19 protein-coding genes are annotated in these 20724 nt (G+C 63.3%); 9 read left to right on the top strand and 10 right to left on the bottom strand.

All coding sequences use genetic code 11. The annotated features are described in order from the left end of the window. Window positions 1-171 precede the first annotated feature (171 nt). The 7 genes from KY465_RS14965 to KY465_RS14935 all read right to left on the bottom strand — a co-directional run bounded on the left by KY465_RS14965 (window position 172) and on the right by KY465_RS14935 (window position 7296). Window positions 172-1404 (bottom strand): serine hydrolase domain-containing protein, encoded by a 1233-nt coding sequence (locus tag KY465_RS14965; protein ID WP_255561741.1) that lies wholly within the window; start codon window positions 1402-1404, stop codon window positions 172-174. Between the two features lie 84 nt (window positions 1405-1488). Further along, entirely contained in the window at window positions 1489-2520 is a 1032-nt protein-coding gene (locus KY465_RS14960; protein WP_219202859.1) for an extracellular solute-binding protein, read from the bottom strand. A 27-nt stretch (window positions 2521-2547) separates the two neighbouring features. Continuing rightward, on the bottom strand, window positions 2548-3384 hold the full coding sequence (locus KY465_RS14955; protein ID WP_219202857.1) for an ABC transporter permease: 837 nt from the start codon (window positions 3382-3384) through the stop codon (window positions 2548-2550). Continuing rightward, a complete protein-coding gene (locus KY465_RS14950) occupies window positions 3377-4315 on the bottom strand; it encodes an ABC transporter permease (RefSeq protein ID WP_219202855.1) in 939 nt (312 codons plus the stop codon). The genes KY465_RS14955 and KY465_RS14950 overlap by 8 nt, the downstream gene beginning before the upstream one ends. Then, window positions 4312-5373 (bottom strand): ABC transporter ATP-binding protein, encoded by a 1062-nt coding sequence (locus tag KY465_RS14945; protein WP_346432661.1) that lies wholly within the window; start codon window positions 5371-5373, stop codon window positions 4312-4314. Before KY465_RS14945 ends, KY465_RS14950 begins: the two co-directional genes overlap by 4 nt. Before the next feature lie 147 nt (window positions 5374-5520). After that, window positions 5521-6330 (bottom strand): LuxR C-terminal-related transcriptional regulator, encoded by an 810-nt coding sequence (locus tag KY465_RS14940; protein ID WP_219202853.1) that lies wholly within the window; start codon window positions 6328-6330, stop codon window positions 5521-5523. Window positions 6331-6534: 204 nt separating this feature from the next. Continuing rightward, entirely contained in the window at window positions 6535-7296 is a 762-nt protein-coding gene (locus tag KY465_RS14935; RefSeq protein WP_219202851.1) for an SDR family NAD(P)-dependent oxidoreductase, read from the bottom strand. A 107-nt stretch (window positions 7297-7403) separates the two neighbouring features. Between KY465_RS14935 and KY465_RS14930 the strand changes: the two genes are divergently transcribed. The 9 genes from KY465_RS14930 (at window position 7404) to glpK (ending at window position 17499) form a co-directional block, all read left to right on the top strand. Beyond that, a complete protein-coding gene (locus tag KY465_RS14930) occupies window positions 7404-8171 on the top strand; it encodes a DeoR/GlpR family DNA-binding transcription regulator (RefSeq protein ID WP_219202849.1) in 768 nt (255 codons plus the stop codon). Between the two features lie 135 nt (window positions 8172-8306). Further along, the gene (gene glpD / locus KY465_RS14925) at window positions 8307-9833 is read left to right on the top strand and encodes a glycerol-3-phosphate dehydrogenase (RefSeq protein ID WP_219202847.1); all 1527 of its coding nucleotides are present in this window, start codon (window positions 8307-8309) and stop codon (window positions 9831-9833) included. A gap of 3 nt (window positions 9834-9836) precedes the next feature. Further along, a complete protein-coding gene (locus KY465_RS14920) occupies window positions 9837-10919 on the top strand; it encodes an ABC transporter ATP-binding protein (RefSeq protein ID WP_219202845.1) in 1083 nt (360 codons plus the stop codon). 10 nt (window positions 10920-10929) lie between these two features. Beyond that, the gene (locus tag KY465_RS14915) at window positions 10930-12006 is read left to right on the top strand and encodes an ABC transporter ATP-binding protein (RefSeq protein WP_219202843.1); all 1077 of its coding nucleotides are present in this window, start codon (window positions 10930-10932) and stop codon (window positions 12004-12006) included. A gap of 2 nt (window positions 12007-12008) precedes the next feature. After that, a complete protein-coding gene (locus tag KY465_RS14910) occupies window positions 12009-12896 on the top strand; it encodes a carbohydrate ABC transporter permease (RefSeq protein ID WP_219202841.1) in 888 nt (295 codons plus the stop codon). Next, the gene (locus tag KY465_RS14905) at window positions 12896-13798 is read left to right on the top strand and encodes a carbohydrate ABC transporter permease (RefSeq protein WP_255561740.1); all 903 of its coding nucleotides are present in this window, start codon (window positions 12896-12898) and stop codon (window positions 13796-13798) included. Before KY465_RS14910 ends, KY465_RS14905 begins: the two co-directional genes overlap by 1 nt. 10 nt (window positions 13799-13808) lie before the next feature. Continuing rightward, on the top strand, window positions 13809-14090 hold the full coding sequence (locus KY465_RS14900) for a DUF2160 domain-containing protein (RefSeq protein WP_219202840.1): 282 nt from the start codon (window positions 13809-13811) through the stop codon (window positions 14088-14090). A 66-nt stretch (window positions 14091-14156) separates the two neighbouring features. Next, window positions 14157-15875 (top strand): ABC transporter substrate-binding protein, encoded by a 1719-nt coding sequence (locus tag KY465_RS14895; RefSeq protein WP_219202838.1) that lies wholly within the window; start codon window positions 14157-14159, stop codon window positions 15873-15875. Between the two features lie 118 nt (window positions 15876-15993). Continuing rightward, window positions 15994-17499, top strand: coding sequence for a glycerol kinase GlpK (glpK, locus tag KY465_RS14890; protein ID WP_219202836.1), 1506 nt, complete (start codon window positions 15994-15996; stop codon window positions 17497-17499). Between the two features lie 36 nt (window positions 17500-17535). Here the strand turns inward: glpK and KY465_RS14885 are convergent, their stop codons facing one another. The 3 genes from KY465_RS14885 to KY465_RS14875 form a co-directional block, all read right to left on the bottom strand. Then, window positions 17536-19014: a pyridoxal phosphate-dependent decarboxylase family protein gene (locus KY465_RS14885; protein WP_219202835.1), complete on the bottom strand. Its 1479-nt coding sequence runs from the start codon at window positions 19012-19014 to the stop codon at window positions 17536-17538. Between the two features lie 861 nt (window positions 19015-19875). After that, window positions 19876-20016, bottom strand: a complete 141-nt coding sequence (locus KY465_RS14880; RefSeq protein WP_219201790.1) for a hypothetical protein — start codon at window positions 20014-20016, stop codon at window positions 19876-19878. Window positions 20017-20031: 15 nt separating this feature from the next. Then, window positions 20032-20724 (bottom strand): recombinase family protein (locus KY465_RS14875; RefSeq protein ID WP_219202833.1); only part of this gene is annotated, 693 nt, incomplete at its 5' end.

Genomic DNA, 20724 nt, shown 5'->3' with positions numbered 1-20724 from the left:
CAAAAGGACGATTTCACGAAGCCTAAAGCTTCCAGTTACTAGAGAGTCAAGCGGTTTATCGCGGTCGTCCCGCGCGCCCCGGAAGAAGCAAAATTTATCAATGAAAACAACGGATTTCAGAGCAGGCTTAGTCGGTCTGCCGCGACAATCACGCAATATGATCGCGGGCGCTCATTCGATCAGCGCGTCCCGGATCGTATCGAGGGCCCGGAACGTGTCGCGGGTCAGCGACGGGATGACGTAGTCCGGCCATGTCGACAGCTTGACGGCCAGGAAATCACTGCGCGGATCGGCATAGATCAACTGGCCGAAGACGCCGCGGGCGCAGATATCGCCGCGGGCGGTGTCGCGGATCCACCAGAAGCGGCGATAGGCGCCCTGCGGCAGCACCGCCGTATAGGGATGCGCGAACACGGAATGATCGCCCTGGCGCATGCCTTCGATCCAGGCGGCAGGAACGACCTGGCGGCCATCGGCGCACCCGCCGTCGAGAAGCAGGCGGCCAAGCCGCGCATAGTCGCGCAAGGTTGCATTGAAGCCGCCGTCGGCGAGGGCCGTTCCGGCTTCGTCGACGGTGAAATAGGCATCGCGCTCGGCGCCGATGGCCTGCCAGAGATGGCGGCTGACCAGGGATGCCAGCGACTTGCCGGCGGTGCGCTCGAGAACCCAGGCGGCAACGTCCGTCTCGATCGAGCGGTACTCGAAGGCCTCGCCATGCGGGCGCACCTTCGGCAGGCTGAGAATAACCTCGCGGATCGTCGGCCGCACTTCATGGGCAGCGGCCGGGCGCCAGCCGGAGGCCACGTCGATGCGCGTCATATCGCTGCCGGGCAGATTGTAATCTTCGCTGAAGCGGACGCCGGAGCGCATGTCGAGCACCTGGTCGAGTGTCGCATCGGCATAGCCGCAGCGGCCCAGCTCCGGCACCATCTCGACAAGCGGCACATGCAGGTCAAGGGTGCCGTTTTCGGCAAGAATGCCGGCCAGCAGGCCGACGACGGATTTGGCGACGGATTGCGACAGGTGCAAGGTCTCGCGTTGCATGCCGTTGAGATAGGTCTCGTAGACGATGGCGCCGCGATGCATGACGAGAAACGCGTCACAGTAGCTGTCATCGAGAAACCGCGCGAGCGAGACGCTGCTGCCATCCTCGCGCGTGAAGGTCACTTCGGAAAGATCGCGCGGGGCCTCGGGCATCGGCGATGGGGCGCCGTAGCCGCGGAACACGTCAACCGTCGGGATCAGGCTGCGCACATTCTGGAAACTCCAGCGGTTGAAGGGCGGCAGGTCCCAGTTCTCAAGGGTCGGCCGCTTTTCCGGCGGGGGCGGAAACCCCTGCATGATGCCCAGTTGACGGGCAGTCTTCGGCGCCACGGTCGGCTCCACCTTGTCGGTGTCTGACATCGCGGTGATCCCTGCTGCGAGACTTGGGGAGCGATCCCCGGGGCAAAGACGGACGCGCGCGGCGCGCGCGTCCGGAGTGAGGGCCTACTGTTTCAGCCGGGTCCAGATCTTGTTGTACAGATCGACCACTTCCTGCGGACAGGGCGTGACGAAGTCCGGCTCGGGCGCATCTTCGGGCATGACGATCTCACGCGCGGAGAGCATTTCCTCATCCATGAATTCCTCGCTGCCCTTGATGCCATTGGCATAGCGCGCGAAATTGGAGGTCATGGCGGCGTTTTCCGGATCCATCATGAAGTTGATGAACAGCTTGGCGTTCTCCAGATTCGGAGCGCCCTTGAGGACCGCGACATTGTCCATCCAGCCGGTGAAGCCTTCCTTCGGATAGGCGTATTGCAGGGTCTCGCGCTGGGCGCGGGCCCGCATGGCCGCGCCGTTCCAGGTCTGGCTCAGATCGACGTCACCGGAAGTCAGCTTCTCGATGGTGGCGTAATCCATGGTGCGCCAATGCGGCTTGGCGGCCATGAGCAGGTCGAGAACCTCGCGCAGCTCGTCCTGATTGCCATTGCAGCGGCCGTAGCCGAGATAGCGCAGACCGGCGTTGATGACATCATTCATGTCATTGAGCATGTTGATCCGGCCCTTCAGGACCTCGGGCGGATCGAACATCAGGGCGAGCGTGTTGATGTCGCCGTCATAGACCGTCGTGTCGACCGTGAAGGAGGTGGTGCCCCACTGGTAGGGAATCGAATAGTTGCGGCCCGGGTCCCACCAGACATCGACCCATTGCGAATCGACATTCTTGAAGTTCTCCATCTCGTTGGGCTTGACCTCCTCGAGCAGGCCCTCGCCGATCATCACCTTGATCATGTAGTCGCCGGGAACGACAATGTCGTAGCCCGTGTCGCCGGCCTTCACCTTGGCGAGCATCGCCTCGTTGGAATCATAGCCATCGAGGTTGACCTTGACGTCATGCTTTTCCTCGAACTTCTTGATCATGTCGAGGTTGGTGTAATTCCCCCAGTTGTAGATGTTCAATTCACCCTCCGCCATCGCCGCCGATGACGCGAAGGCGAGCACGGATGCTGCTCCGAAAAGCCTGATAAGCGCTTTCATTGTTCCTCTCTCCTTTTTATTCCGTCTTTAGCGCTGCATGCGCCGCTGCACGAAGAACAGCAGGACGACCAGCAACACCGAGACCGCGACCAAAATGGTCGAGACGGCATTGATCTCCGGGGTGATCCCGCGCCGAATGGCGCCGAGAATGTAAATGGGAAGCGTGGTCTCGCCCGGTCCGGCGACCAGCAGCGTGATGATGACGTCGTCGAGAGACACGACAAAGGCGAGCATGGCGCCCGAGACGATGCCGGGGCCGAGCAATGGCAGGGTGATCAGTGCGAAGGCCTTCAACGGCGTGGCATACAGATCGGCGGCGGCCTGCTCCATGGTCAGCGTCATGGTTTCAAGGCGGGCGCGGATCGGCATGTAGGCGAAGGGAATGCAGAAGGCGGCATGCGCCATCATCAGGTAGCCGACACCGGTGACCCCGGTCAGCCGCTTGATCAGTGCGAACAGCGACAAAGTGGCGATGGCGGTGACGATCTCGGGGATCATCAGCGGCTGGTTGATGATGCCGTAGACAAGACCCTGGCCGCGAAAGCCGCGGGTGCGGGTCGTCGCCAGGGCGGCCATGGTCGCAACGACGGTCGAGATGACGGTGGCGAACAGGGCGATCTTCACCGACACCAAGGCGGCGTTGCGGATCCCGTCATTGGCCAGGGCCTTGGCATACCAGTCGAGGGAAAATTCGGTCCAGCGCACCACCGAGCGATTGTCATTGAACGAGAAGATGATGAGCACAGCCAGAGGCATGTACAGGGCGATGATGCACAACCAGGCCATCGCCTTGAAGCCGGGCATGGCGCGCAGGTCGCGCCGGCGAAAGGCGCGCAACACAGGGGCCGGGGAGCCTTCAGTCATGGACCGCCTCCTTCCGGCGGGCGGCGCGGGCATAGACCAGCAGTACCAGGATCACCAGGGTCATCAGGATGAGCGCCGCTGCCGAGCCGAACGGCCAGTTGCGCGAGGCTCCGAACTGCATGGCGATCATGTTGCCGATCATCAGTTTCTTGCCGCCGCCGAGAAGCTCGGGCGTGATGTAGGCGCCGAGACCGGGAATGAAGACGAGCACGCAACCGGCCACAATGCCCGGTTTGGCCAGCGGCACGATGACGTGAAAGAGAACGCGCAGGCGGTTGGCATAGAGATCGTAGCCGGCCTCGACGAGGTTGAAATCGAGCTTTTCCAGGCTGGCATAGAGCGGCAGCACCATGAACGGCAGGTAGGAATAGATCAGTCCGATGAACACGGCGGTGTCGGTGTAGAGAATGGTCAGGGGCGCGTTCAGCAGGCCGATCTGCATCAGCACCGTGTTGATGATCCCCTCGTCGCGAATGATCAGCAGCATGGCGTAGGTGCGGATCAGAAGGTTGGTCCAGAATGGCAGGGTGACGAGAAACAGCCAGATGTTGCGCTGCTCGCGCGGCTTGGTGGCGATGAAATAGGCGGTCGGAAAACCAAGGATCAACGCGCCGAGCGTGGCGCCGAGGGCGAGACCGATCGAGCGCAGATAGATTGAAAGATAGGCCGGGTTGAAGCTCAGCGTGTCGTCGAAGATGTCGCGGTCAAACAGGAATTGCAGGTAGCTGTTGACGCTGAATTCCCAGGTCACGCCGCCGTAGGTTCCCGGCGTGAGGAAGGAATAGACGAGCGTGATGCCGAGCGGCAGGACGCTGATTGTCAGAATGATCAGCAGCGCCGGTGCCAGAAGGGCGGCGCGGGTTGTCCGCTCCCGCCGGGTGGTGCTGGCGATCGCCGCTGCAAGAGCCGGATTTTGCGGCGGCGCGCTCATGCCAGGACCCGGGTCAGTTCGGGCTGGAAGCTGACGCCCAGCGATGCCCCGGGCGTGTAGCGGCCTTCCGCGAATGTGCCGGGAACGCGGACCACGAGGTCCTCGCCGGTGGGCAGGCGCAGATGCAGATTGCTGGCGGCGCCGAAATAGACAAGGTTCTCCAGCGTGCCGGTGATCGTGGCGCTCTCGCCCTCGCCGGCCAGACGCAGATTTTCCGGGCGGATGGCAATGGCCACCTCGCCGGTGGGCGCCGCACCGGCGGCCGTGCCGGCGCTGACCTTCGTGCCGTCCTTCAGACGCACCGTCGCGACGCCGTCACGGGCCTCGAGAACCGTTGCCTCGAGAATGTTGATATCGCCGATGAAGTCGGCGACGAAGCGGTGCTCGGGACGGTCATATATCTGGCGCGGATTGCCGACCTGCAGGATGCGGCCGGCCTTCATCACCGCAATGCGATCGGACATGGTCAGCGCCTCTTCCTGATCGTGGGTGACGAAGATGAAGGTGATGCCGGTTTCCGCCTGCAGGCTCTTGAGTTCGAGCTGCATGCTCTTGCGCAGTTTGAGATCGAGCGCGGCCAACGGCTCGTCGAGGAGCAATACGCGCGGTGCCGGTGCCAGAGCGCGTGCCAGCGCGACGCGCTGCTGCTGACCACCGGAGAGCTGATCGGTGCGCCGGCCGGCCAGTGCCTCAAGCTGCACGAGGGCCAGCATGCGCTCGGTGACAGTGCCGATCTCGGCCTTCGATTTGCCAAGCATGCGCAGACCGAAGCCGATATTCTCGGCAACCGTCATGTGCGGAAACAGGGCATAGCTCTGGAACACGGTGTTGACCGGCCGCCGGTGCGGCGGCAACGCCGTGATGTCCTCGCCCTGCAAGGCGATGGTACCGCTGGAGGGCAGTTCGAAGCCGGCGATCAGGCGCAGCAGCGTGGTCTTGCCGCAGCCGGACGGTCCGAGCAGCGTGAAGAATTCGTTCTGATCAATATCGATCTCGACGGCGTCCAGAGCGGTGATGGCAAACGGCCCGGCGCCAAATCTCTTCGACAGTTTCTGCACGGAAACGGCTGCGGGCCTGTGCGCGTCCGCCGAACCCTGGTCTGCCAAGACGGTGCCTGTGTGAGTGTTCGTCACGCTGTCCCCCTGCAATTGTCTTCAGGCTAGGAGCCGCATGCGTGCCGGTAAATACCCCCAAGGAGGTATGGATCACTGCAGGACCGAGCGCAGGAAGAGCGACAGCAGCTCCGACTGCGACGACAGTCCGAGCTTGCGGTAGATGTTCTTGCGGTGGATCTTCACCGTGGCCACGGCAATGCCGGCCACGGCGGCCACCGAGGCGGAGGAATGCCCCTTGAGGATGAGCGTTGCCACCTCGCGCTCGCGGGCGGTGAGAACATCGCGGCCAAAAGCCTCGAGCGCGGCGGTCAGCGAAGGTCCGGCGGGGACGTCGCGGGGCCCGGACGGTCCGTGGCGGCCGCGATCGAAATGCTTGCCGGTCAGGGCGGTGATCACCGGCATCTCGTCTTGAAAGGCGCGCACGGCGCGCGCGGTGAAGCGCGGTTCGTCGCCAAGCCGTCCGAGCGAGTAGAAAAGGGCATCGTCGCCGGGCATCGGCACGAGCAATGCCATCTCGTCGCGCAGCACGATCTTCTGATAGTAGCGGCGAAAATAGGTCGAGCTGCGAAACCGGTCGGGAGCGATGTCGCGCAGCCGCATGGCACAGTTGATGCGCCCCGACAGATAGGCATCGTAGACGGGATCGAGCAGATAGGCACTGTCGAGATACTGATTGACGACGACGCGGTGGCGCTCGGCGCGGACATTGTCATAGACATGTCCGGGCGGCCGATCGCGGTGCAGGTGGGTGACGAAGATGCCGCGAAAGGGAACCACAGAGCGCAGATAATCGGTCATCGCCGGAAAGAAGTCGGCGGTGTCGATGGCGGCCACGACCCGCGCCACCGGGCTGCGCGCCGGGGGCGCGCGTTCCGAGGGCGCAGCGTTCTGGTCAGCCATGCCTGCATCCTGTGTCATCGCCGGCCCCGCGCCGATATCCACGCCCGCACACAACGGCGGGTCATCCCCTGCCCTTCTGAAGCACGGCGTGAGCCGGGCCGGGCCGCGTGAAACTAGCGCAGATCGCAGGCCGGGCGCCAGCGGATTTCACGCGCAAAGGCAATCGGCGCGCTGGCCGCCGGGCGGCGGCTCAAGATGGCATGGCTAGGCCATCAACTGACCCCCGTTGATCTCGAGCACCTGCCCAGTGATGTAGCCCGACAGGAGCGGACTGGCGAGAAAGAGGAACGCGGGGGCGCAATCGTCCGGCGTTCCGAGCCGCTGCAGCGGCAGCGCGGCGCGGGTGGCCTCGAGTTTGGCGGCGCTGGAATAGCGCCCGTGAAAATCGGTGGCGATGGTGCCGGGCGAGACGGCGTTGGCGCGGATGCCGTCCGGCGCCAGTTCGCGGGCCAATGCGCGGGTATAGGTGGACACGAAAGCCTTGGTGGCACTGTAGACGGACGAGCCGGGGCTGCCGCCGGTTCTGGCGGAGATCGACACGGTGTTGACGATGGCCGCCTGGCGAGCGGCGCGCAGCGGCGCGAGCAGGCCACGGCACAGCATCACCACGCTGGTCTGGTTGAGCATCACCAGTTCATCATACTGGGCATCGGTGATCTCTCCCGCCGGAAAGCGGCCAAGCATGGTGCCGGCATTGTTGACCAGCACATCAAGGTGGTCGGTGCGGTCGTGCACGGCGGCAATGAAGTCGGCGACCCCGGTGCGCTGGCTGAAATCGGCCTCCAGCGCTTCGATTCCGCTGCCGGCAAATGTTTCCGCGGTGCCGGCGCGGCCGCTGTGGACGATGACCCTTGCGCCGTGATCGGCAAAGGCGCGCGCCACGCTCAGGCCGATGCCGCGCCCGGCTCCGGTGACAAGAACGGTCTGGCCGTCAAACAGGGTTTGTGAAAAAGGAGATCCGTTCATTGCATCCTCGCCGCGGCACCGACCCGTCCGTGCAGATCGGCAGATTGGAGTTTCGCTCGGGTTCGGTTATAGATAAAACGAAAGAGAAATGAAACCGCGGAACCGGCATGTATCTGACCCCACGTCATGAAAGAATTCTCGAACTGGCGAAGATCGAGGAACGGGTGCTGGTCGAGGACCTGGCGTCGCGCTTCAATGTAACGCCGCAGACGATCCGCAAGGATCTCAACGATCTGTGCGAGCAGCAATTGCTCAAGCGGATCCACGGCGGCGCCGAACTTCCCTCCGGTGTTGCCAATCTCGAATATGAGGAGCGCCGGCAGATTGCGGCACCTGAGAAATCGGCGATCGGCAGGGCCGCGGCGGCGCTGATCCCCAATGAATCCTCGCTGTTCATCAATATCGGTACGACCACGGAAGCAGTCAGCGAGGCGCTATTGGACCATGTCGGCCTGATGGCGATCACTAATAACATCAATGTTGCCAATCGTTTACGGGTATATCGCAAGTTTGAGGTGGTGATGGCCGGCGGGGTGGTGCGCGCCGCGGATGGCGGCATCGTCGGGGAAACGGCGGTGGATTTCATCCGCCAGTTCAAGGTGGATCACGCGGTGATCGGCACCTCCGCGATCGATCATGACGGGGCGCTGCTGGACTTCGATATCCGCGAGGTGAAAGTGGCACAGGCGATCATCGAGAACGCCCGCAACGTGATCCTGGTCGCCGATTCAACCAAGTTCGAACGCACGGCGCCGGTGCGCATCGCACATCTTTCGCAGGTGAACACCTTTGTCACCGATATCTGCGCCAGCGACACCATCCGCCGGATCTGCGTGGACAATGATGTGCGGCTGATCGAAGCCGGCGCCGCCTGAGACGCAGGCGCGTCGCGCGGCGGGAGAACGGGCGTCAGCCTTTCGAGACATTTTCGTTTGACATTCGTATTATTTTCACTTCTTCTGTGAGCGGTTTCGCTTTGGAGGAAGCGTGACCGTCTTCGGGAGGCAGACTTGTCCAGGCACTATGATCTTCTCGTCATTGGCGGCGGAATCAATGGCTGCGGCATCGCGCGCGATGCGGCCGGCCGGGGCTATTCCGTATGCCTGGCCGAGATGAACGATCTGGCTTCGGGCACATCCTCCTGGTCGACCAAGCTGATCCATGGCGGCCTGCGCTATCTCGAGCATTACGAGTTCCGGCTGGTCCGCGAGGCCCTGATCGAGCGCGAGGTGCTGTTGCGGATGGCGCCGCATATCATCTGGCCGCTGCGCTTCGTGCTGCCGCATCATGACGGCATGCGGCCGGCCTGGCTGCTGCGGCTCGGCCTGTTTCTTTACGACCATCTGGGCGGGCGAAAGCTGCTGCCGGCGACCGATGTCGTCGACTTGCGATCGGACAGTGCCGGGCGGCCGCTGAAGAGCGAGTTTTCGAAAGCGTTCGAGTATTCCGACTGCTGGGTGAACGATGCCCGCCTCGTCGTGCTCAATGCCATGGACGCGCAGGCCAGAGGCGCGGAAATTCACACGCGGACGAAGGTTGTCTCGGCAAAACGCAAAGAGGCGGAGTGGGAGGTCTCGCTGCAATCGGTCGATACCGGCGCCATAGAGACGGTCGGGGCGAAACTGCTGATCAATGCCGGCGGCCCCTGGGTCGATGACATCCTGCAGACGTCCCTCGGTCACACCAACGCGGACAATGTGCGCCTTGTTCAGGGCAGCCACATCGTCGTGCGCCGCAAGTTCGATCACCCGAAGGCCTATTTCTTCCAGAACACCGACGAACGCATCTTTTTCGCCATCCCCTACGAGCAGGATTTCACGCTGATCGGCACCACCGACCAGGATTATCACGGTCCGTTGTCGGATGTGCGCATCTCGGAGCAGGAAATCGACTATCTGTGCGAGGGGGCGAGCGCGTATTTTCGCGAGCCGGTGACGCGTGACGACATCGTCTGGACCTTTTCCGGCGTGCGGCCGCTTTACGACGACGGCGCCTCGAAAGCGCAGGAAGCAACGCGCGATTACGTCCTGCGCGTCGACGGCGAAAGTGCACAGGCCAAGGTCATCAATGTCTTTGGCGGCAAGATCACCACCTATCGCCGCCTGGCGGAATCGATGCTGGAGAAAGTCGAGGCGACGCTCGGCGCGAAAGGCAGGCCGTGGACGCGCGAAAGTGCCCTGCCCGGCGGCGATTTCGCAGTGACCGGCTTTGACGCGCTGCTGGCCCGGCTGCGCGCCACCTTCCCGTTTCTCGGGACGGCGCAGAGCGAACGGCTGGCGCGATGCTACGGCCTCAAGGTCTTCGAGATGCTCGACGCCGCCGGGTCGGCGGCCGACCTCGGCACCGATTTCGGACATGGCTTGACGGAGGTGGAAGTGCGGTATCTGATCGCGCATGAGTGGGCGCGGACGGCAGAGGATGTCGCATGGCGCAGAACCAAGCTCGGCATTCGCTTCAGCCCGGAGCAGATGGCCGACCTGCAAGCCTTCATGGACATCAACGCACAACCGCGCCAAAGCGCGGCGGAACGGGGTTGATTGATGCTTGAACTGAGGAACGTCAGCAAGAAAGTCGGCAACAGCCTGCACATTGACGGCGTGTCGATGCAGCTCGAGAAGGGCACGGTGAATGTGCTGCTCGGGCCGACGCTGTCCGGCAAGACGTCGCTGATGCGGCTGATGGCCGGTCTCGACCGCCCGACCTCGGGGCAGATCCTGCTCGACGGCAAGGACGTGGTCGGCGTGCCGGTGCAGAAGCGCAATGTGGCGATGGTCTATCAGCAGTTCATCAACTATCCGGCGATGACGGTTTACGAGAACATCGCCTCGCCGATGCGGGTTGCCGGCGTCGACAAGTCGAAGATCGATGCGCGGGTGCAGAAAGCCGCGGCGCTGATGAAGCTGACGCCGTATCTCGATCGCACCCCGCTCAATTTGTCGGGCGGCCAGCAGCAGCGAACGGCGCTGGCGCGGGCCCTGGTCAAGGATGCGGAACTGGTGCTGCTCGACGAGCCGCTGGCCAATCTCGACTACAAGCTGCGCGAAGAGCTGCGGGTCGAACTGCCGAAAATCTTCGCCGAGACGGGAGCGATCTTCGTCTACGCGACCACGGAGCCGCATGAAGCGCTGCTGCTCGGCGGCAAGACGGCGACGCTGCACGAGGGCCGGGTGACGCAGTTCGATCGCACCATTGACGTTTACAATGCGCCCTCGGACCTTCTGACGGCGCAGACCTTCTCCGATCCGCCGATGAACATGGTGCCGGTGACGAAGACCGGCGATGCCTTCGTGGTGGAGCAGAGCCGGTTGCGGGTCCCTGCGCATCTCGGCGGGTTGGCGGACGGGGCCTATACGCTCGGCGTGCGGCCGCATCACCTGTCGCTGCGCCCGCCGGAAGGCGAAGCCCTGACCATCGCCTGCCGTGTTTCGACAACAGAAATCACCGGTTCGGAAAGCTTCATTCATCTGGAAAGCGCGCATGCCCCGATGGTGGCTCTGCTGCACGGGGTGCATCGCATCGGCATTGGCGACCAGATCCCGGCCTATATCGCCGGGCGCGACGTGTTCATCTTCGATGCGGGCGAGAAACTGGTCTCGTCGCCTGCTTCCGCCGGACAGATGTGAGGACAAGAGCATGGCAAGCATCACCCTCGACCGTCTGGCCCACTCCTACCTTCCGAACCCGACCTCGGATGCCGACTTCGCGCTGAAGGAGATCAACTACAACTGGGAGGATGGCGGCGCCTACGCGCTGCTCGGACCATCGGGTTGCGGCAAGACCACCCTGCTCAACATCATCTCCGGTCTGCTGGTGCCATCCAAGGGCCACATCAAGTTTGACGGCAAGGACGTCACGCATCTGCAACCGGAGGAGCGCAACATCGCGCAGGTGTTCCAGTTCCCGGTGATCTACGACACGATGACGGTGCGGGAGAACCTGGCCTTTCCGCTGATCAACCGCCGCGTGCCGCGCGAGACGATCACCGAGCGCGTCAACGAGATGGTCGAGATTCTCGACCTTGGCGACAAGGCCGACCGCAAGGCGCGCGGGTTGACCGCCGACGAGAAGCAGAAGATCTCGCTGGGCCGGGGGCTGGTGCGCTACGACGTCAACGCCATCCTGTTCGACGAGCCGCTGACGGTCATCGATCCGCACATGAAGTGGCAGCTGCGCACCAAGCTGAAGGACCTGCACCGCCAGCTCGGGCACACGATGATCTATGTTACGCACGACCAGACCGAGGCGCTGACCTTTGCCGACAAGGTGGTGGTGATGTACGCCGGCGAAGTGGTGCAGATCGGCACGCCGGAAGAGCTGTTCGAGGAACCGGCGCACACATTTGTCGGATATTTCATCGGATCGCCGGGCATGAATGTCCTGCCCTGCAACATCACCGGACGTACGGCGACCGTGGGCAGCACGGCGATCGATCTGGTCCAGCCTTCACCGGCGTCAGGCGAGAATCTCGAGCTCGGCATCCGGCCGGAATTCGTCACCCTGACGGCGCGCGGCAGCGAGGGCATTCCGGTGCGCATCGATGCGGTGGAAAATATCGGCCGCTTCCAGATTGTCCGCACCAATCTCGAGGGCCACCCGGTCAATGCGCTGCTGCAGGAGGGGGAGGAAATCCCGGCGGACGCGGCGCTGCGCTTCGATCCGGCGCGGATCAATATCTACAAGAACTCTCACCTGGTGCGGCGGGGAGCGTGAACATGGATAAACCCTACAACAACAAGGCCTGGCTGCTGGTGATCCCGGTGTTCCTGCTGGTCGCCATCAGCGCCATCATTCCGATCATGACGGTGGTGAACTATTCCGTGCAAGACACGTTCGGCAACAACCAGTTCTTCTGGGCCGGCACCGAATGGTTCCAGGACGTGCTGCGATCGGACCGGTTCTGGAACTCGCTGAGCCGCAACCTGCTGTTCTCCTTCATCGTCTTGTGCATCGAGATCCCGCTCGGGATCGCAATCGCGCTGACAATGCCGCGCCGGGGTATCTGGGTGCCGGTCTGCCTTGTCCTGATGGCGCTGCCGCTGCTGATCCCGTGGAACGTTGTCGGCACGATCTGGCAGATCTTCGGGCGTGCCGACATCGGGTTGCTGGGCTACGCGCTCGACCAGATGGGCATCAACTACAATTACGCCAGCAACATCTTCGACGCCTGGGCGACGATCATCCTGATGGATGTGTGGCACTGGACCAGCCTGGTTGTCCTGTTGTGCTATGCCGGGCTGGTCTCCATTCCGGAAGCCTATTACCAGGCCGCCAAAATCGACGGCGCCTCGCGCTGGTCGGTGTTCCGCTACATCCAGCTGCCGAAATTGCGCGGCGTGCTGATCATCGCCTTCCTGCTGCGCTTCATGGATTCCTTCATGATCTATACCGAGCCATTCGTGCTGACCGGCGGCGGGCCGGGCAATTCAACGACCTTCATGTCGATCGACCTGGTCAAGCAGGCGGTGGGCCAATTCGACCTCGGCCCGGCGGCGGCGATGTCGCTGGTCTACCAGTTGATGGTGATCACGATCAGCTACATCTTCTTTACCGTGATGAGCAATGTCGGCGTCGACAAGCCAGATGCGCGGGTGGAAGACTGATGGCCAACCGCGTTTCCGATACCAAGGTCGCCGAGACCACAGCCGCTCCGGCAAACGTCATCGATACGAAGAACGTGCGGGCCAGCAACCGCTTCGCCCGCAAGAGCGTGTCGCGCTGGCTGGTGCCCACGCTCTACATCGTGTTCCTGATGCTGCCGATCTACTGGCTGCTCAATATGAGCTTCAAGACCAACCAGGAGATCCTGTCGCGCTTCACGCTGATCCCCGACAACCCGACGCTGAGAAACTATGCGGTGATCTTCACCGATCCGAGCTGGTACACCGGCTACATCAACTCGCTGATTTACGTGGTGATGAACACGACGATCTCGATCGTGGCGGCGCTGCCGGCGGCCTATGCCTTCTCGCGCTACCGGTTCCTCGGCGACAAGCACATGTTCTTCTGGCTGCTGTCCAACCGCATGGCGCCGGCGGCAGTGTTCGTGCTGCCGTTCTTCCAGCTCTACTCGGCCTTCGGGCTGATCGACACGCATCTGGCGGTGGCGCTGGCGCATTGCCTGTTCAACGTGCCGCTTGCGGTGTGGATTCTCGAAGGCTTCATGTCCGGCGTGCCGAAGGAGATCGACGAGACGGCCTATATCGACGGCTACTCCTTCCCGCGCTTCTTCGTGAAGATCTTCATGCCGCTGATCGCTTCGGGGATTGGCGTCGCAGCCTTCTTCAACTTCATGTTCTCGTGGGTGGAGCTTTTGATCGCGCGGACCCTGACGACGACGGACGCCAAGCCGATCGCCGCCATCATGACCCGCACGGTCGGCGCGTCGGGGGTTGATTGGGGGGTTCTGGCCGCCGCCGGTGTCCTCACCATCATCCCCGGCGCGCTCGTCATCTATTTCGTTCGCAACTACATCGCCAAGGGCTTTGCCCTGGGCCGGGTTTAGGGAGGAAGCGATGGATTTCTCATGGATGGCATGGACCGTGCCGACCTTCCTGTTCTGGGCCGGTATTGTCGGACTGCTGATCGCCATGGGCGTGTGGGAGTATTTCTCGCCGGGCGGGCATCCGCGCGTCGGGCTGTTGCGCTTCGAGACGACGCGCGGCGACCGGCTGTTCATATCGCTGCTCGGCAGCGCCTTCATCCATCTCGCTTGGCTGGGCCTCGTCGGCCCGGACCTGTGGTGGGCCTTTGGGCTCTCGCTGATCTTCGCCGTCGGCGTTTTTCGTACCGTGTGAGCCAACTGAACCGGAGATGAGCCCCTCATCTTCGTAATGCGCATAGTTCCAATGGGAGGAAAAAGCATGCGAAATATCCTACTCAACACAACGGCCGTCGCGGCCTTGATGCTGGCAATGGGTCCTGCCCATGCCGACATGGCGGCGGCAGAGAAATTCCTGGCTGAGGAGATCAACGGCCTGTCGGTGCTCTCGGAGGACGAGCAGAAGGCCGAGATGGAATGGTTCATCAATGCCGCGAAGCCGTTCCAGGGCATGGACATCAAGGTCGTTTCGGAAACCATCACGACGCATGAATACGAATCGAAGGTGCTGGCGGAAGCCTTCAGCGCCATCACCGGCATCAATGTCACGCATGATCTGATCGGCGAAGGCGATGTCGTCGAGAAGCTGCAGACACAGATGCAGTCGGGCGAGAACATCTATGACGCCTATGTCAACGATTCCGATCTGATCGGCACCCACTGGCGCTACCAGCAGGTGCGCAACCTGACGGACTGGATGGCCGGAGAAGGCAAGGACGTGACCAATCCGGACCTGGATGTCGACGACTTCATCGGCACCTCGTTCACCACGGCTCCGGACGGCAAGCTCTACCAGCTGCCGGACCAGCAGTTCGCCAATCTGTACTGGTTCCGCTACGACTGGTTCAACGACGAAAAGAACAAGGCCGATTTCAAGGAGAAATACGGCTACGATCTGGGCGTGCCGGTGAACTGGTCCGCCTATGAGGACATTGCCGAATTCTTCACCGGCCGCGATCTGTCGCATCTGGGTGTCGAGGGCAAGGTCTACGGCAACATGGACTACGGCAAGAAGGATCCCTCACTCGGCTGGCGTTACACCGATGCGTGGATGTCGATGGCCGGCATGGGCGATGTCGGCGAGCCGAACGGACTGCCGGTGGACGAATGGGGCATCCGCGTCAACGAGAACTCGCAGCCGGTCGGCTCGTGTGTCGACCGCGGCGGAGCCACCAACGCGCCGGCGGCCGTCTACGCCGTGGAGAAGGCGATCGACTGGCTGAAACAGTACTCGCCGCCGGAAGCGGCCGGGATGACGTTCGGCGAAGCCGGCCCGATCCCCGCCCAGGGCAACATCGCGCAGCAGATGTTCTGGTACACCGCCTTCACCGCAGCGACGGTGGAGCCGGGCCTGCCGGTGATGAACGAGGACGGCACGCCGAAATGGCGCATGGCCCCCTCGCCGCACGGCGTTTACTGGAAGGATGGCCAGAAGGTCGGCTACCAGGATGCCGGTTCGTGGACGCTGATGAAGTCGACACCCACCGACCGCGCCAAGGCGGCCTGGCTTTATGCCCAGTTCGTCACGTCCAAGACGGTCGATCTGAAGAAGTCGGATGTCGGTCTGACCTTCATCCGGGAATCGACGATCAACTCCGACCACTTCACCGAACGGGCCGACAAGCTTGGCGGGCTGATCGAGTTCTACCGCTCGCCGGCGCGCATCCAGTGGTCGCCGACCGGCACCAACGTGCCGGACTACCCGAAGCTGGCACAGCTGTGGTGGCAGAATATCGGCGATGCGATGTCCGGTGCCAAGACGGCGCAGGAAGCGCTCGATTCCCTGTGTGAAGCCCAGGAAAAGGTGCTCGAGCGTCTCGAGCGTGCCGGCGTGCAGGGCGACATCGGGCCGGTGATGAACGAGGAGCAGGATCCCTCCTACTGGCTCGAGCAGCCGGGAGCTCCCTATCCGAAGGTCGAAAACGAGAAGCCGGCCGGCGAAACCATCGCCTATGACGAGCTGATCAAGAGCTGGCAGTAAGCTTCTGCCGGCGCGCGAGGGCATCGCGCGCCTGCTGACGAATGAGGGGGCCAGGACATTGCGTTTTGGCCCCCTTTTCATAGGCTAGTTGCAAATCCACAGCGGCATGGGGCGACCAATGGCTTCCTACATTCTTGCGATCGACCAGGGCACAACTTCCTCGCGGTCCATCATCTTTGACGAGACGCTCGGCGTGACGGCCTCGGACCAGCGCGAGTTCACCCAGCATTTCCCTGCCTCGGGCATGGTTGAACATGATGCGGAAGACATCTGGGACAGCGTCGTTGCGACCGCCCGCAATGCCATCGGAAAGGCGCAGATCGAGCCCGCCTCGATTGCCGGCATCGGCATTACCAATCAGCGCGAGACGACGGTGGTCTGGGACCGGAAGACCGGCAAGCCGATCCACAGGGCCATTGTCTGGCAGGACCGGCGCACGTCCGGCGATTGCGCCAGGCTGCAAAAGGAGGGGCACGAGGCGCTGGTGGCCGCGAAAACCGGGCTGCTGCTCGACCCCTATTTCTCCGCGACGAAAATCCGCTGGCTGCTCGATCATGTCGAGGGCGCGCGCGGCAAGGCGGAAAGCGGCGATCTTCTGTTCGGAACGATTGATTGCTACCTGCTGTGGCGGCTGACCGACGGCGCATGCCATCGCACCGACGCGACCAATGCGGCGCGGACGCTGCTCTACAACATTCATGACAATTGCTGGGACGAGGAGTTGCTGGCGCTGTTTGACATCCCGCGGGCGATGCTGCCGACGGTCGAGGACTGCGCCTTCGAATTCGGATTTACGGCGAAGGAGCTCTTCGGCGCCAGCATTCCGGTGCTCGGCATGGCCGGGGATCAGCACGCGGCAACGATCGGCCAGGCCTGTTTCGCGCCGGGCATGGTGAAATCCACCTATGGCACCGGCTGCTTCATGGTGCTGAATACGGGCACGCGGGCGATCCGCTCCGAAAACCGGCTCCTGACCACCATTGCCTACCGGCTGGACGGAGAGACCACCTATGCGCTGGAGGGCGCCATCTTCATTGCCGGGGCGGCCGTGCAATGGCTGCGCGACGGGCTGGGGATCATCAAGAATGCCGGCGAGACCGGTCCATTGGCGGATGCGGCCGATGCCAGCCAGGAGGTCGTGCTGGTGCCCGCATTCGCCGGTCTTGGCGCCCCCTATTGGGAGCCGGAAGTACGCGGGGCGATTTTCGGACTGACGCGCAATTCCGGGCCGGCGGAATTCGCCCGGGCGGCGCTGGAAGCGGTGTGTTACCAGACGCGCGACCTTGTCGAGGCGATGCGCGCCGACTGGGGGCGCTCGGACGGTGATGTCACGCTCCGGGTCGATGGCGGCATGGTGGCCAGCGACTGGACGATGCAGTTTCTCGCCGACATTCTCGATGCGCCGATCGACCGCCCGACCATTCTCGAGACCACCGCGGTCGGCGCCGCCTGGCTGGCCGGGATGAAAGCCGGCCTTTATCCGGGCAAAGACGGCTTCGCGGAGATCTGGCAGCTGCAGCGACGCTTCGAGCCGGCGATGCAGGAGGCCGACCGCGAGCGCAAATACGCCAATTGGCAACGCGCGGTGCAAAGCGCCATCGCCCAGCAGGCCCCACGGGCCTGATCGCCGTCGCGCGGGCCGTGCCACGGGCAGCATCTCTCAGGACGCGAGCGTGCGGCCGATCCGCGTTGTCTCGGAGACCAGCAAAGCGAGATCCTCCGGGCGGGTGCGGTAATTGGCGATGGCGGCGCGCAGGCAATGCGTGCCGTGCACCGTGGTGTCGGAGACGGCGGCGGTGCCCTGTTCCTGCAGCCGCAGCATGATCTCGACATTGACGGCCTTGAGCCGGTCGGCGTCGAGGCCGGGACGGCGATAGCGGAAGCAGACGATGTTGAGCTGAGGCTCGACCACCAGTTCGAGCGTCTCCTCGGCGGCGACCCGGCGCGCCAATTCGCCGGCCAGCGCGATGGTCTGGTCGATCAGGCGGCCGAACTTGTCGACGCCGTGTTCCTTCAGCGCCATCCAGATCTTCAGCGCGCGAAACCCGCGCGATGTCTGCAGTCCGAGCTCGTAGAGCCAGTCGCCCGACGGCAGGCCGCGGCGGGTCGATTGCAGATATTCGCTGTCGACCGCAAAACTTTTGCGATGGGCGGCGGCGTCGCGCACCAGCACGCAGCCAGCCTCGAAGGGCGCATGCAGCAGCTTGTGCGGATCGAGGGCGATGGAATCGGCCAGTTCGAGCCCCGCCACCCGCCAGGCATTGTCCGGCGCTATGGCCAGCAATGCGCCGATGCAGCCGTCGACATGCAGCCAGAGGCCCTCGTCGCGGGCGATGGCTGCCAGTCCCGGCAGATCGTCGATGGCGCCGGTGTTGACGGTGCCGGCGCTGGCGATGATACAGGCCGGATGCCGGCCATCGGCACGGTCGGTGGCGATGCGGGCGCGCAAGGCGTCGCAATCGATGCGCAGGCGCTGGTCGGTGCCGATCCGCCGCAGGGCATTGTTGCCGAGCCCGAGCGTTTCCATGGTCTTGCGGTGGCAGCCATGCAACTGGTCGGACCCGTAGAAGCACAGGGGGCGAGCGGCGGCCATCCCCTCCTCGCGCACGTCGACACCGGTGGCACCGGCCATGACATTGCGGGCGACCACCAAGCCGATCAGATTGGCCATCGAGCCGCCGCTGACCAGCGAGCCACTGGCCTCGGCGGGAAAGCCCATCATCGTCTTGAGCCAGTCGACCACCTGGTTGTCGAGCAGGGTGGCGGCGTGATTGCCGCCGCCGAGATTGGAGCCCTGCACGGCGGCGAGGAAATCGGCCAGTGCGCCGGTGATGTTGCTGCAACCCATGTACCAGGCCCAGAAACGCGGGTGGATATTGCCCATCGGATAGGGCATCACCGACGCCGCCACCTCGTCATAAACCTGCGCCAGCGGCTGTGGCTCCTGCGGCAGGCCGGACCGGAAGGCTTCCCGCACCGCCGGCGGCATGTCCTGCCAGACGGGGCGGCTGCGCACGTCGCGCAGGTGGTCGATGCCGTCATCGATCATGCGGTGCGCGAGCCGGCGGATCTCTTCCCAGTCTGCGGGATCGAGGCTTTCCATCTCGCGGCGCGGCGTCTCGGTGGGCGGGGACGGCATGGGCGGGGTCCTCCATCGTGCGGCGACGTCGCGGGTGGCGACGTGGCAGTCGGGGCCCCGGCGCGGCAGCTTCAGCCGCGTCAGCTGCAAGCTGTAGCACGGTGGCAATGCCGGCGCCATCGGGACGGTCGGCGGCGATGCGCGCGGTGGCGCAGGTCGCTTTCGCGAACGACCCGGTTTGTGTACCGACTGATTGGGGGAACAGGCTGGTCGGAGCGAGAGGATTTGAACCTCCGACCCCCTCGTCCCGAACGGGGGAAGCGTCCTAAAAATTCAATGAAATCAATGAAGCCGATTGCGTTTGATCGCGTTTCGTTCATGCAAATCTGGCCCAACCCGTCCCCAACCCGTACCAACCCGTACTAAGTTCACGGGGCGTTCTCGCTCCTTTGTGCAGATCAGCATGGCCTATAGCCCCGGTGAGAATCCCGGAAGGTCTGATACTCACAGGTCAGCACCACCTCAAACCAACGCGCGCGTCGCCGCGCCGGCTGATGAAGGATCATGTAACCCTTGTTGTCGTGCGTGAACCGCACAGGCCAGAAAACTCGTTTTCGTCTCCATTCCAGCATCGCCTCGCTCCTATTTGGACTCAGTCGGACGGCCCGAGGCTGCGCCCCGAAACCCGATCGATTACTTGCGTGGCCCCTGAATCGACGCTGCCCGGCGGGCCGCCGCATGTCGTGTACGGCGGCCATATCTGCGACGGGGCGTAGAGGGTGCCGGGCTGCGGATATGGAAACGGCGACGGCGAGAAGGGTGGTGCCAAACCACCCGGCTCCGGGCACGTGTCAACGTGTGGCCCGTGGGCCTTCCCGCAGTTCGGGCACTTCCATCCTTCGGCCATAGCCTTGCTCCTATTCAGACAATTTGCACATGGTTCACGATGAACCATATCAGTCCGCCCAACGCGCCTATCAGCAACAGCGCGCCGCAGGCCATGCCGAAGAACGCGAAATAGACCAACCACGAAAAATCACAAATATAATCCGAACTCTTCATCGCCCTTGCTCCTTTTCAGACTTCATCATCGCCGGGCAGATCCGTGACCTCCCCGGCATCCCATTGCTTCTGCCAGGCGAAGTAAGCCGCCCGGCTGATCGGCACTTCGGACAGGGGCTTGAGGGCTTCCCAGACCTCATTGCCGCGCTTGCCGAGGCGCAGCATCATGTCTGCCACTTCGACGCGCGCCGGGGTCATTGCGATGGGCCGGCCGCCTCGCTCCCCGCGTTCACGAGCACGGGCTATCCCCGCCTTGGTGCGCTCCACGATCAGGTTGCGCTCAAGCTCGGCGACGACTGCCATCATCTGCAACATGGCCTTGCCCATAGGCGTCGTCATATCGACCCGCTCGGTCAGGCTGAAGAACTTCAGGCCCCGAGATTCGAGAAGAGCAAGGACTTCGATGATGCCTTCCAGCGTGCGACCGAGGCGGTCGAGCTTCCAGACGACGAACTCCGTTTCGGGGTGCTGCGCGAACTTCAGAGCGCGGATGAATTGCGGGCGGTCCAAGGTGCTGCCGCTCGCCCTGTCCACGAAGATTAAGGCTTCTGGCACCCCGTAGGCACGCAGGGCGGCGACCTGCATATCCGGGTTCTGGTCAGCGGTGGAGACGCGAGCGTAGCCGATCATCCGCCGGGGCGGGTTCTCGGATTTGGACGCTGTTTCCTTACCGCTTTTCGCCATCGTCGCCATCGGTCTGGATTGGGT

It is taken from the genome of Neohoeflea coraliihabitans, from assembly GCF_019334345.1.
Taxonomy (GTDB): Bacteria; Pseudomonadota; Alphaproteobacteria; order Rhizobiales; family Rhizobiaceae; genus Pseudohoeflea; species Pseudohoeflea coraliihabitans.
Note: the sequence above shows the minus strand (reverse complement) of the source record. Positions and strands in the feature narration are given on the sequence as shown.